The organism is Gillisia xinjiangensis, assembly GCF_046298265.1.
In the GTDB taxonomy this organism is placed as follows: Bacteria; Bacteroidota; Bacteroidia; order Flavobacteriales; family Flavobacteriaceae; genus Gillisia; species Gillisia xinjiangensis.
In genome coordinates, this window is record NZ_JBKAHK010000006.1 from 127,386 (window position 1) to 141,514 (window position 14,129).

At 35.2% G+C, this 14,129-nt stretch carries 11 protein-coding genes; all 11 read right to left on the bottom strand.

All coding sequences use genetic code 11. The features are described 5' to 3' along the window. Positions 1-283: 283 nt before the first annotated feature. The 11 genes from ACKGJN_RS11620 to ACKGJN_RS11670 all read right to left on the bottom strand — a co-directional run bounded on the left by ACKGJN_RS11620 (position 284) and on the right by ACKGJN_RS11670 (position 13,942). Positions 284-1,408, bottom strand: coding sequence for a hypothetical protein (locus ACKGJN_RS11620; protein ID WP_409539671.1), 1,125 nt, complete (start codon positions 1,406-1,408; stop codon positions 284-286). A 321-nt stretch (positions 1,409-1,729) separates the two neighbouring features. Beyond that, complete coding sequence (locus ACKGJN_RS11625; RefSeq protein ID WP_409539672.1) at positions 1,730-2,386, bottom strand: ATPase; 657 nt, start codon at positions 2,384-2,386, stop codon at positions 1,730-1,732. Next, entirely contained in the window at positions 2,370-2,924 is a 555-nt protein-coding gene (locus ACKGJN_RS11630) for a hypothetical protein (protein ID WP_409539673.1), read from the bottom strand. Before ACKGJN_RS11630 ends, ACKGJN_RS11625 begins: the two co-directional genes overlap by 17 nt. A 155-nt stretch (positions 2,925-3,079) precedes the next feature. Continuing rightward, positions 3,080-3,358 (bottom strand): helix-turn-helix domain-containing protein, encoded by a 279-nt coding sequence (locus ACKGJN_RS11635; RefSeq protein ID WP_409539674.1) that lies wholly within the window; start codon positions 3,356-3,358, stop codon positions 3,080-3,082. 263 nt (positions 3,359-3,621) lie between these two features. Beyond that, entirely contained in the window at positions 3,622-4,443 is an 822-nt protein-coding gene (locus tag ACKGJN_RS11640; protein WP_409539675.1) for an RteC domain-containing protein, read from the bottom strand. 270 nt (positions 4,444-4,713) lie between these two features. After that, the gene (locus tag ACKGJN_RS11645) at positions 4,714-6,873 is read right to left on the bottom strand and encodes a prolyl oligopeptidase family serine peptidase (protein ID WP_409539676.1); all 2,160 of its coding nucleotides are present in this window, start codon (positions 6,871-6,873) and stop codon (positions 4,714-4,716) included. A gap of 60 nt (positions 6,874-6,933) precedes the next feature. Then, positions 6,934-7,059: a hypothetical protein gene (locus tag ACKGJN_RS11650; RefSeq protein WP_409539677.1), complete on the bottom strand. Its 126-nt coding sequence runs from the start codon at positions 7,057-7,059 to the stop codon at positions 6,934-6,936. Positions 7,060-7,147: 88 nt separating this feature from the next. Continuing rightward, positions 7,148-8,866, bottom strand: coding sequence for a helix-turn-helix domain-containing protein (locus ACKGJN_RS11655; protein WP_409539678.1), 1,719 nt, complete (start codon positions 8,864-8,866; stop codon positions 7,148-7,150). Between the two features lie 12 nt (positions 8,867-8,878). After that, on the bottom strand, positions 8,879-10,168 hold the full coding sequence (locus ACKGJN_RS11660; RefSeq protein ID WP_409539679.1) for an HlyD family efflux transporter periplasmic adaptor subunit: 1,290 nt from the start codon (positions 10,166-10,168) through the stop codon (positions 8,879-8,881). A 1-nt stretch (position 10,169) separates the two neighbouring features. Beyond that, a complete protein-coding gene (locus ACKGJN_RS11665; RefSeq protein WP_409539680.1) occupies positions 10,170-12,356 on the bottom strand; it encodes a peptidase domain-containing ABC transporter in 2,187 nt (728 codons plus the stop codon). A 326-nt stretch (positions 12,357-12,682) separates the two neighbouring features. Beyond that, positions 12,683-13,942, bottom strand: a complete 1,260-nt coding sequence (locus ACKGJN_RS11670) for a site-specific integrase (protein ID WP_409539681.1) — start codon at positions 13,940-13,942, stop codon at positions 12,683-12,685. Positions 13,943-14,129: the final 187 nt, after the last annotated feature.

Consider the following 14,129-nt stretch of genomic DNA (forward strand, 5'->3'; position numbering starts at 1 on the left):
ATTAACATTGAGGAAAATAAAAGTAAAAGTATCGGTGAGATATACATTCAAAATTTAAACCTACAATCCTATTTATTACTGAGCATAATAGACAATAACTTAAAAAATATTAAAGATGACTTGGAGTACATCAGAAACACTTTTTTTTGATGATTTTAGCCTTCATTACAAAGACTGAGAAACTAAAATGAAAATCATATAAAAATAAAAATAATACTTAAACAGGTCTCACATCCAAACTTCCTATTCGCTGCAACGCCTGATTTATAAAGGACGATAACTATTACAAACTCAAATCCACCCAAACTGCAGGATGCTCACTGGCAGCAAGATTTTTATGAGTTATATTTGGATATACCGAAAACATAGGCCGTTTATCTGGCCAGATGCCTTTCCGGTTTAATCCGCTGCTTCTAACTTTGGTAAAAAGTTCCGGGGATAATAAGAGATAATCTTTTTGCTTGATATTTACTCCCATACGGTAGGCTCCAAGACTGTAATAGCCTGCATCCTTTCCTTTGTCGAAATCCACATTAAAGGATGGGTGTTTTGCTACATCTTTTAAATTGGTTTTAAGCAGTAAAGGTGAAAGGGAATAACAATAGGAAACGGCATTGAGCGTACCGACAATAGCAATATGCTTTTTACCTTCAGAATATAAATGATTATAGACTTCAGCAATTTTTTCGGTTTGTCCTATTCTTGTATCATCTGAAAAATTTTTATCTTCCGTTTGCGCCTGTAAGTGTGTAGCCAGGATCCAAATAAAATTCCCTTTAGCGGTTCGTATTTCATATTCCACAAGATCTTTATCGAAAACACTATCTCCCGGGGAATTTAAATCATAAATATGGCTCCTTACAGACTTTATCTGAAAACCATTTCTGGTAAGAACACCTATTTCCTGGCCTCGTTTATCATTTCCTTGCACCACAAATGTTTGTTGAAAAGGTTTGCAATACCTGGGAAGAAACTCCTCATTAAATTCTGCAAGCGAGGCGCGGTCTTCAATCTCCTGAAGAATCAAAATATCAGGGTTCACATCAGCGATCACCCGTGCTTTATTTTCTACTGCTTTTGGATCTAATGGATAATTCTGTAGTGCGATCCACCCGTTCCAATCGGTCAGTTCACAGGCTTTTAATTCTTTTGAATAATTCTTGCCTTTCAAAAAAAGAAAGCCGGCTTTTCTCCTTAAAACAGCGTAGGGCAACTGATGGCTATTATCCACACCCACTAAAAGTGACAATTCCCTCAATCGTTCGGTATCTTGATTGTTCTTTTTAGGTTTTCCCATTAACTGGTCTAACTCAGTATGCCAATCCTTACTACATTTACTGAAAGGCTTTTCCATAAAACTTCTGTCCCGATGGAATAAATTCTGAATATTAAAAGTGGCTATTTTCATCTATCTCCTATGATTTAAATCTTAAGATCTACCGACCGTCAAGATTTTGTTCCTCTGAAAATTATTACAAAATCATTTACATTTTCCAGTAGGACAGCATTTTGTGGATAAAATAAAATTTGTGCTTCCTTGATTTATTTTGATCTCAAATGAGATCAAAATTCAGAGAATTCTCGAATGAGCTTGTTAATAACTATAAAGCCAGCTGAAAAATTGGAGGGTAAAAACGACAGATTTGTGATTTTGAAGTTATAAAATTGCATTTTTTTAGAATGGTTTTGGGTTATGCTTATACAACCAGAATTTAATTTAAGATTCTTGCTATTTCCTTTTATCAGTAGTTTCTTCATCAAAGGAAATTAAGTTAAAAAGCTGGCGCATTCTGCTCCTTACCCTTGTTCCATAGCGCTCTTCCAACTCACCTGCATTTAGATTTGTAGTCGCATGGGTTCTTACTTTGTGATTCAGAAATAATTCATAGCGGGAAAGAAGAATTTCTCCCAGCACATTACAATCCTGTCCGTAAAACCTTCCTACCGGCTCAACTCCAAGGTCATCAAAGCAAAGATAACTGCTGTTTCCATAATCCTCAATGGTTTTATAACCAAGATGATGAAAAGCAAAGGCTATATTTCTACAGGGTATAACCTGATATTCCTTTTGGTGTGGCACCAGGTAACGTAACAGTTTTAGAAAACTTGTTTTTCCACAACCCACTGGTCCGGTTAGTAAAATCCCTTTTGCAGGATCAAGTTCGAATTTTTTACATTTTTCTTTATCTGCAATTATATAATTGCAGAGCTTGAAAAGAAGGGGTTCATCTTGTTTAAATAAGCGAAACTCCTTACCAAAGAGCAGGTTACCTTTTGCTTGCAAGTATTCGAGCATTAGAGGAAAATCGTATAGAACTTCCTTTCCCTTAAATTTCCCAATCCTGTATACCACCCCGCCTTCAATTATTTCACAAGGGTTCTCCATAATTTTTATTTTTTTTAATTTTTAAATGATCCGGATTTTTTGATCTTAAGCCCGGTTGAAATTCTTCGGCTTTCTTCATCCAACGATGCGCTAATGCTTGCCAGTTTACCACGCTGGTATTTTGGTTAATTTTCCACCCAACAGCTTCGTAATGGTGATAAAATTTAGAAGCTTCTGTATCAGTCCAATTTTTCTTTTTAAAAAAATTTAAAACTTCAAATTCACTTTTTGGCCAATAAGTTTTATCATGTTTAATATGTTTAATATTGTTTGTTTCATATACCAGAGCTCTTACACCACTCTTATCATACTCTTCTGCTACTTGTTCGAGAAATGTTTCCAACTTATCCATTTCTTGTCCAGTGCTAGTTGCCTGCTTGTCCAATACTTGTTCATCACATGTCCAAAAAATGGACATCTTAACCTGGCTTCCTTTTAAAGGGTTTTTAGATGGCATATACATAATGTAATTCCAATCGCTAAGCTCTCGTATACATTTATGATACGTAGAAAGCGAACCCACTTTAGAAGCCTGCATAATTTCTTCCCTTTGGACATAAAACTGTTTACAAAATCTAAATACATTCCAATACTGAAATAGGGCATAATATATACTTAGATGGGAGGGATTAAGCCGGTGATCATCCTTAAACCGCTCAAAAACTCCAGTAAGGTGCCGTATGTAATTCATACCTAATAACTATTGTCTACCCTATATTTCTGCATAACTCGCTGGATATCATCTGTATCATAGTAGATTGTGCCTGCTATCTTGATGTAAGGGAGCGTACCATTTATTCGCATATTCTGTAAAGTACCTGCACTAATCTGCAGCAATTCCATCACATCTGCAGATCTCATATATCTCTTCAGATTTCCATTTATGTGTTCTAAAAGAAGTTGCTTAAGTTCATCAAAGAGTTCTAACTTAAACTCCATAAGATCATCGGTGGTAATAATTTTATTTGCCATTTTGAATAGGTTTAAATAAAGACCCCACCGATGGTTATACTTTTTTACACGGTGGGATCTTGTTGATTTGACTTCTGATACAAAATTGATGCGCTTTGGGATAAAAATTTCACTAGTTCGACAGAACCCTGATAAAATTTAACATCTCTTATAAATTGCCCTAAATGGCTTTAAAATGCAGTAGAACTAATGAATTTTTCTGTTGAGAAAAGGGCTAAAAAGTTAAAAACCGTATTTTCGGAGTTCCGTAACCATACCGAAAATTACAGCCCCTCATCCCGATTTAATTTTTGCTCAAAATTCCAGGTTAACTCATCCAGAAATTTGGTTCTTCTGCCTTTTCTAGTCTTGATTTCCGAAAACTTTTTATAAAAATTATCCAGTTTTAGACTGAAAACTTCTTCAAAAAGGCTAACAATCGAAATGATATCGGCGGAACCATTATTAATGGCACCTGAGTGATGCAAAGCATAAATGAGTTCAATAAGTGCAACCTTTGAAGAAGTCCACTGTAAATCGTGTTTATATGCGAAATTTCCTTGAGGATTATCAAGTAAGGCTAACTGCTTATGAAAAAAGGTGAGTAACTTTTGATATGCTTTTAAACGGGCAAGTAAAATATCATGTGAAGTACTGAATTCAGGATCCCAGTATAATGGAGTATCATAAGATTCTACCTTATTTAAAAATCCACGGGTAAAGTAGAATTCATCCATAAAAGTATATTCCAGTTCAATATACTTTTGAAACTCCCTGTTTTTCTGAAAAAACTTATTGATTTTTTTTATTTCTTTATGCAGAAGCTTTCGACTATATTTTCCTGGAGTAGTTGTTTCCAGTTCAATGGAACGTAATTTAATATAGAAGATAAGCTCACTGAGAGGAATTTGTTTTTGCTCCTTAAAAAAATGAATCTCCTCAGAAATAGATTTAAACTTAACGGGCTTAATTTTTACCCTATAAATTTCCAGGATTTCCCGACAGTATTTTATAATTCTGCTATACGCAAGAAATCGGGTAGCAGAAGTTTCCTCTATTTTTAGAATTTCCTGGGCAAGTTGGTTGGATGTAATTAGAAAGTTCACCTTTAAATCTGTTAAACACTACCTTAAATTTCAGGTAAAAGTGCGTAACATATAAAACGAAAGGATTCTAATTTATAAATCAAGCTACATCATTTATAAACAAACACTAATAAAAAGCACCAATGGATATTAATTTAGGATAAACATAAGTATCTGTAAAGCCCAATAATCGATTCGTTCCAAAAATATAGAGCTCGTTTCTAAATGAAAGGAAATAATCATTGCTAAATCCCATAAAAAGAAGAATATCGAGAGGAGGTAGTATGCTATCTATTGATTGCGTTTCATGTTGCTCATGGCAAAACTGAAAATCTTGCCATACAGCATAACTGTATCATCGTAGTTACCCAAACCTTCATGACCATTTAAATAATCTATATCCATTAAAACAGGCATTTCTGCGTTTGATGAACTCTGTAGTTTGGCTATATACTTCCCACTATCCCACAAAGGAATGCGATCATCTTGGGATGCAGGCATTATCAAGGTTGCCGGATATTCGTTTTCTGTATTCAGGTTATAATAGGGATCCATTTTAACAAGACCTGTGAATTCCAGGCTGTCTTTTACTGTTCCATATTCAAGGTAACTTGTGCTATTAGACGTAGCCGATGATTCCAAACCAAGAGGATTTAGTCTTGGTACTTCAGCAATAAATGAAGAAAAAAGGTCCGGACGTTCATTCACTGCCATACCTGCCGTAACACCACCTGCACTGGACGTATATAAAGAAATGAGTCCCTTTTTGGTAAAACCTTTTTCGATTAAAGCTTCAGTGCAGGAAATAAGATCTTTCCAGGAATTATGCTTTAATGTTTTCATTCCCTGTAAATGCCACTCTTTTCCCTTTTCTCCACCTCCTCTTACATGAGGAAATGCAAGAATTCCACCCCGGGCCGCCCAGTCTAAAAAAATTGGATAAAAAAAGGGACTCAGACTTTCCCCATAGGCTCCGTATACATAAATAAAAACTTCATTATTTGAATTAAGTAGGCTGGGATTATAAAGAAGCGATAATGGTACCTCCACACCATCGTGACTTTTGACCATAATCTGCTCTGAAATTAGATCTTCAAATTCAGAATATAATATTTCTAATTGTAAACCTTCTTTCTGTAATCCTTCTTCTTCAGATATGAGGAATCTGGTGTAATTGGAGGTCCAACCATCTAATTCTACCCCGATAGAATTATTCTTCACCGACCCTCCAAAGAAAGTAACATATCCCGGGGTAATGGGTGTTTTAAGGTTAGTGATATTTTTTTTCTTATCGATTTCCCATAGGCTAACTTCAACTCCGTACTTAGACCGCGAGTAATATACTTTATCCCTGGTCACATCAAATTGTGTAATCGGGTTTTCCATTGTTCCTTCGACCAATACTTCAGGATTATTGAAATTTGGATTCTGGATCTGGACGCGGCTTATTTGATTCCCGGTGTCATTTCCCTGCCGGAAAATAAACTCCTCCCCTCGCACTTCACCCTCAGTTAAATATACTTTCTGCTCATCTGTAAAAAAAGGAATCCAATTTAGGTTTCCTGATATTATATCTGAAACTTTTGCAATATATCCATCATAGTGATCACTGGAACTTGCAGAATAACCAATTATGTATTTATCCTGACTGGAGCCAATTTTAACCTTCGGATAAAAATCAGGAGAAATATTTACTGTATTACTATCACCGAAAACTTTATTATTAAGATCCAGGCTGTCTCCTAATTTGTGAAGAACCGAAAAGGAATTTCTCTTATACCCCGGTTCTTTTTGATCTACGATCGGAAAATAGAGATAAATAAAACCCGAACTATCAGGTAACCACTCAATGCCACCAAATGAAGGATTAATATTGGTAATTTCTTCTCTGTAGAACTTCTTGTTTTTTACATCCAAAACTCTAACAGTAGATGAAAAATTTTGATCGGGTCGATATCCAATGGCGATTTTTTTTCCATCAAACGAGGGTTTTAAATAGGTGATCGCTTTTATTTCATTATGATTTGCTGGGTCAAAGATTTCCACCTCTTCTGCCGAAAGATTTTCTTTAAAATATAGCTTTTGGGTACCCGAGGAGTCATCGTATTTTAAATAAAAATAATTTCCTTCTTCATTCACTTCAACCATGCTCATTGATCCGTTCTGACGATTCTGGAATTTTTCAAATTTCACTAAATAATCTTGTAGCAGATTATTATTCGAAAAATAAGCCTCAGCCAATGAATCCTGGGATTTTAACCATTGGACAATCATTGGATCTTCAAGGTTATTCAGGTTAGCATAATCATCTATAAGTGTTATACCAAAATTATGCGAGGTCAGCACTTGCTTGGGAAGAGATGGGTATTGTGATTGAACAAAGTTTTCCTGACCAAAAGAAATGGTTAAAGATACTAAGCTCATATAAAGGAATAGAAATTGATCTTTCATTTTCATTGTTTTAAATTTTAAAAAGCCCGGAATAGTCCGGGCTTTTTTGCTTTAAGCTGATTAATCCTTACCCGGTTTAGGCCGTCTAACCTTGTCGCGGTCAATTCCAGCAGTACTTCCGCCGCCTTTAATTTTTTCCAGATTTTTCAAAGCTCTTCCCTGGTAATCTTGCAATGTTTTTTTCATGATTGAAAATTTTAAATGTTAATAATTATTTGCGTGCTACTAAATAACTACATCGGAAAACAAATAGCAATACATACATACCCTCCATTTATAAATGACGGTCAACTTTTCTTGAATTCAGCTCCTTTATAAATTTAGACGGGTATACACCGGTGTTTCTATAAAAGGCTTTAGAAAAAGACTCACTTGTCTTAAATCCAAATATCTCAGCCAAACCCGGATTACTAAATTTCAATAGAGAAGGATCATTATTTAACTTACGGATAGCTTCCGCTACACGAAGACCTTTTAGATAGTCAGGAAACGTTTTCCCTTTATATGTATTGATAATTATTGAAAGGTAGGAAGTATTAGTCTCCAATTCCTTGGAAAGAGTGGACATATCTAAATCTTTATCTAAAAATCTTTCAGAGTTTTCGAACCCTTCCAGTTTATTTAAAATATCATTTCTGACATCCTCCGGTACAGAACTTGGAGGGTTATTGACGGGCTCATTTATTATTTTTTTTCTTACTGAACCTTCTTCCAATAAAACTTTTAATTTTTTTTGCATCCGGGTCGATCTCACAAAGAAAAATATTCCAGTGAAGCTTGCTAAACCTGCCAGAAATCCAACAGCGGTAATTATTGTTTTTTTATTTTCCAGCTGTGCTTCAGCTTCTCTTTTTTGACGCTTTAAATAAGGAATATCATAAGAAGCCATAGCTGCATTTATAATATTTTCCTGTTTTGTGGAATGTAGACTATCATAAGTAATTAACTTCCCGATGTATTCTATCTGACTCTTTTTATCATTCTGATCCATGGAATGGAGAATTAGTTGATGATAGACATCTTTTACCTCTAAAAAAGGGTCACCCGTTGATGTTACTATGGAATCAATCTCTTTAAAATACTTAATAGAAAGATCTTTATTATTCAACCTGCCCTCTATTTTACCCAGGTAATATAGCTTTATAGCTTTACTGGTCCCATCAAGAGAACCACTGTATTTTAAAAGTGTATCTCTGGCCTTACCCAAAGCGCCTTCATAAAAATTAATTTGTGCGTCTAAAAGAATAAAATCTTGAAAATTAACCTTGTCCTTCAATGCTGAAGTTAAATCTATACCGGGGTTGGCATAGAACCTTGCTGAATCAATTGACTGTAACCTTAAATGAGTGAGGGAGAGATTAAACAACAGTTCTATGTAATCTTCGTAATGTTGTGTCTCAAAATTTTTATCTTTCTTCAGTAATTTTAAGGATTTATTGAAAATTTCCGCTGCAGCATAATGCTGTCCGTAAATATTTCGAATGGAAGCAATAGCAAGTGCAAATTCCTTTTGTTGTTCCACATTATTTTTCCTTATAGCGTAATTATATGCAGTAAGATATTCGGTAAGAGCTAGCTGAAAATTTCCAGATTCATAATAAAGATGTCCTTTCAGCGCGTATCCAATCGCAGGATAATTTGAATGAATACTCTCTTCGGTAAGCAAAATGACTGAATCTGCATATGCCAATGCAGGAAGAGTTTCTTCTAAAGTTGTTTTATAATAATAGGCTCTGGCTTTTTCAAGATTATTATTTTCTAAAGTAGCTTTTCTCAAATGTATTTTGATAAGCTTTCCCAAAGCTGCGCTATCTTCTTCTTCCAAAGCCTCATATTCCAGATCATGGATTTCTTCATAAGATAATTTTGTCGTCACGTTTTCATAACTCTTGCCCGGAATATCCTGCGAATACCCATAAAAAGAGATGGCTCCACTTGATGCTAACATTAAGTAGATAAAGATTGATTTATATGTTTTCGGGTTTACTGCCATACTAATTTTATTTTAGGTTGTCCAAAGCTGTCGGAACTGATAAAAAACCCGCTCAAGTAAAGTCACTTCCTCAAGCACTATTTCTGCTGTCCCTATTAATTCTTGATGAAGGATTAGTTCTTTTCCATAAGAAGTAACCAAACCATCCACATCCAAATACACAACGTAAGATGGAACTGACTCCCGGCTTGGCACCTCTGATATCGAATTAACGCTTGCCTTTATAATTCCCCATTCCCTATAAGGATAATTGTCTAGTCTTAAATAAACCAATTGGCCTCTACTAATCTGTCCGGAATTTTGAGCAGGAACGATACATTTGCCCAATAGATCATTCCTGGCAAATGGAACAATAGTGAATACAACCTCGCCTTCTATAATATTTTGATGTTCACCCCAAACTTGGTTAATAGAAAGCCTACCTGCAATAGGACTTTTTATAATATTTTCATCTTCCCATTCGGTAATGCTGTTGAAAAGATTCTGCCGAGAAAAAACCAATGCCGCTTCCTGAATGCTTAATTTTCTTTCTTCCGAAGTCCTTAAGAGTTCAAGATCACCTTTAGTCCTGCTCTTGTCAGCTTGGAGTTGGATTATCTGTTGTTTGAGTAAAAAAATTTCCCGGTTCTTCTCGGTATGTTGCAACTCAATCTTTTCCAAATCAAATTTAGAGATCACTCCTTTTTCATATAATTGACGATGGCGATTTATGTTCGCTGTTGAAATAGAAAGACTATTTTCCATTAAGTAAAACTCCTCCTCTTTGGAATTTAGAATTGAACCCTGGTTCAAACTATTTTGAAGCAACTGTTGCTCCATGGCTTTGTTCTGGCCGAGTGTACTTTCTAAGATAACGGTGTGATAGTCTTCTAAAAATCTATTGTAAGCTGCCTGCAAGGAAATTCCTAAATTTAAGGTTACCGGAAATTCTGTTATCAATGCATCCAGAGATAATATTTGTGACAAATCCTTCATTAATACTTCTTTTAAGAAAGCAACGTCTCTTTGATTTGCTGGATTATCAAGAACTGCTACAATATCTCCTACTGCTATGGAATCTCCCGGTTTATAAAAGATTGCAGAAAGCTTTCCGTCCCTTTTTGCCTTAATTTCAACAGGTGGATTCTTTGAAGTAACAGTTACAGTTCCTTTTACTACCTGATTGAAAGAAACTAATGCAGCCAGAAGTAGAACCAGAAGGAAGAATATAAATATATAGACAGTACCGCGGCGCAATAAATAACCAGGCTCAATATCCAAAGGATTATTCCCGTTCTTATGATATTCTCTATGCTCCCTCATCTCAAATTTTTAGTTGGTTTTTGATCAGGTTATGGTAAACTCCTTTATTTAAAATTAAATCATGGTGATTACCTCTTTCCACAATTTCCCCCTTATTCATAACCAGTATTTGATCAGCATTCATTACTGTGGATAGCCTATGGGCTATGATTACAACCGTTCTGTTTTTATAAAAAGAATCAAGGTTGTCAGTAATAAATTTTTCGTTTTCCGAATCTAATGAGCTGGTGGCTTCGTCCAGGAATAAGTAATCCGGATTTTTATAGATTGCCCTTGCCAGTAAAATTCTTTGTCTTTCTCCGCCACTTAGAAGCTGGCCATTTTCACCAATCCTTGTCTGATAACCAAGCGGCAGATTCTCGATGAATTCATTTAGGTTAACCATTTCCGCAGCTTTGCGCAACGACGTACGGTCTACGGGAATATCCGGCTTTGATTCCGTAATATTCCTCTCAATTGTATCGTTAAAAAGACATCCATCCTGCATTACAACTCCACACCTACTCCGCCACAGGGCTGTATTGATATCTCCCAGATATTCATCTCCGACTCTCAGGGAGCCTTTCCAGGGTTTATAAAATTTCAGAAGCAGTTTTAACAAAGTTGTCTTTCCTGAACCGCTCGAACCCACAATTGCTGTAATCTTTCCTTGGGGAATTGTTATACTAAGATCATTTAGCAAGGGAGACAAGGAAGGGTTTCCATAACCAAAACTAAGATTCCTAAAGTGAAGATCGCCTTCGGGTTTGATATTGTCATACCTTCTCTTACCATCTTCAGGTATTTGATTATGTACTTCAGCCAATCTGTTAAAAGAGAGTCTGGCACTCTGGTAATCTGTAAGAAAATTGATAATATTGGAAATAGGCAAGGATAGATTACCTATAATAAATTGAATTGCCAACATTGCCCCTAAAGTTATTTGCCCTGTGATTACGGCCTTTGCAGACCAGAAAATTATCAAAATATTAGTTAATTCATTTAGGAATAGTCCACCTTTAATTTGAGCCTGCCCTACACCTAAAATCTTTGACTTTATCCTGAAAAGACTATTTTGGTTGATTTCCCACTCCCCCTTTCTTCTGTTCTCTGAATTGTTTAATTTTATTTCTGAAACAGCCAGAATTATCTGAAGAAATAACGATTGGTCTTTCCTGTTTAGATCGAAAAGCTGGTTATCCAGGAGTTCCTTTTTCTTCATAAATAACAGGGACCACCCGAAAAATAGAGATGTTCCGGTGAAAAATATGAGTGCTATAGAGGGATGGAAGTAGAATAATACTATTCCAAATATTACTATAGAAAGGATATCAAAAGGGATATTCAATCCACGTCCGGTTAGAAAATCGTCTATCCTTTGATGATCATAGATTCTTTGCATAAAATCTCCCGTGGTTTTTGATTCGAAATATTTTAAAGGAAGTTTCAGCAATTTTCCCAAGAAATCTGAAAGCATTTGAATATTTACACGAGTACTTATATACAACAGGATCCAGTCCCTGATGACTTCTGATACTGAACGTGTTAAAAACAAAAAGAACTGTGATAATAGTATAAGATTGATGAAACCAAAATCTTCATAGTTTATTCCATAGTCCACGAGACTCTGGGTAAGGAAAGGAAGCATTAATTGAATTGTGGCCGCAATTAATAAACCGAGAAACAACTGGTTTATATATTTCTTATAAGGTTTGAGATACTCAAGTAGAAATCCCAAACCATCTTTCTTCTCCATTTCAGGAGGTTCCTCGTCAAAGAAATAATCTGTGGGTTCAACCAGAAGAAGAATACCCTGATCTTTCTCTGCCTCTGCCCACTTCTCGATAAATTCATGATGCTTGTATTTCACCCTGCCATAGGCTGGGTCAGAAACATAGATGAACTTTGAGCTAATCTTATAAATTATTATAAAATGATTCCCCTCCCAATGGGCAATGGCAGGAAGGGGTACTTCTGAAATTAATTCCTGAAAATCTGCTTTAATTCCGACGGATTCTATTCCCAATTTGCTTAATGCTTTGGCAAGACCATCCAATGAAGCCCCATCCCTTTGCAGAAAAGAGATTTGTCTTAAATATTCCAGATCATATTTTTTTCCGAAGAATTCAGTGAGCATCTTAATACAAGAGGGGCCACAATCCATCTGATCCAGTTGACGATACACGGGAAAATCGATAGTCCTAAACATAACAAATGAAACTAATTACACTTAAATTTAATTTGGAATTGAATAGGTTCAATCTCAAATTAGCGCTGATTTATAAATCACGTTCTTTTGGAATAGAAATAGGGGAAGATCTTTTCCTTCAATAATGTAAAATGTAAGATTTGTTTAATCGCGGATTAATGTTTAATCTTTCAATCGATTGGGCTACAGAAATTTAAGAAAAAAAATTAAATGTTTTTAATAAATTTTTAATCTGAACGAGAAATTTAAAAAAAATGGATCAAAATGAATAACCATTTTGACCCAATAATAAAAAGTTCTCCCATATATTAAAATAGTCCCTTAGCCTAAATAGGTGAATTTGGTTTAGGCATAACTTGTTTCCCTTGGTTCAGAATCTCCCGTAAAGCGTTGATGTCCTGACTCACCTTGTTTTCTAAAACCCTGGCATAGACTTGAGTAGTTGAAATTTTTGTATGTCCTAAAAGCTTAGAAACCGTCTCAATAGGCACTCCATTACTTAAAGTTACAGTGGTTGCAAATGTATGCCTTGCCATATGGAAAGTTAGGTTCTTTTTTATACCACAGTACATTGCAACTTCTTTTAGATAGACATTTAATTTCTCATTGGTAATTACGGGTAATAGTGAACCGGTGACCATTGTCACAGGATGATGCTCATATTTCCTTATTAGCTCTAAAGCTGGGTCAAGTAATGGAACTCTTATAGGTGTATTGGTTTTCTGCCTTTTTGTGACAATCCATTTGTTGCCATCATTTCCAACAGAAATATTGTTTCCTGTCAGCTTCATTATATCAACATAACTTATCCCGGTATAACAGCTAAAGACGAAAAGATCCCGTACCCGGTCCAACCTTTCAGCCGGAAATACAAATGTTTCCAAATTTGATAATTCATTATCTGATAAAAATTCGCGATCGGTTTTCTCAAAAGTGTTTTTCCAGCGCCTGAAAGGATCTTTATCTATCCACTCCATATGGTAAGCCAGCGTAACCATTTTTCGCAACCGCTGAATATGCTTCATAACGGTATTATGTTTCATCGCCTTCGGATGGCCTTTTGGATAATACGAATTAAGAAAATTCTCGAAATCACATAGAAACTTATAATCCAGTTCTTTAAGATATAAATCTGGAGTTTTACGTTCCTTATTAATGAATTTAAAGATATAATTTTCTGTAATTCCATAATTTCTAATAGAACCCACAGCGAGCGTACTCTCTATCTTCTTGGAATGGTAATCAATGAGGTTTTGAAGAGATTTAGAATTCTCATCTTCTCCAAGGAAAGTAGCCTTAATTAACTGGGCAGTAACTTTCTTACCCTGAGAAGTTAATTCCTGATAACATTGAAAAAGTCGGGATTTTGCAGAATCCAGATGTAGATTTAATTGTTTTGCTTTAGCAGAGTTGCCCTTGGCTCTTCTTTTTTGGGAATCCCATAATTCAAGTGAAATTTCACGTTTTAAACTAACAAGAACCCTCCTTTGGTTGACCGTAATTCTTGCATAAATAATCCCGTCATTAATTTTTTCATTTTTTGGCTTTACCCAAAAATGTACTGAAAATGTGTTTGTAGTTCGCATTGCTGTCATCTTTAAATTAAACAATTAATAGTTAGATGAAGTCAAATCAACAATACAAATTCAAATATCAAATTACCCATAAATGTAACCTAAGGTTACATTTTAAAAATTAGGTATCCTTTTAGGTTACATTTTAATTAAATTTACATAAAATAAAAGGAATACCCAAAAACCTAAAAAACCGCGC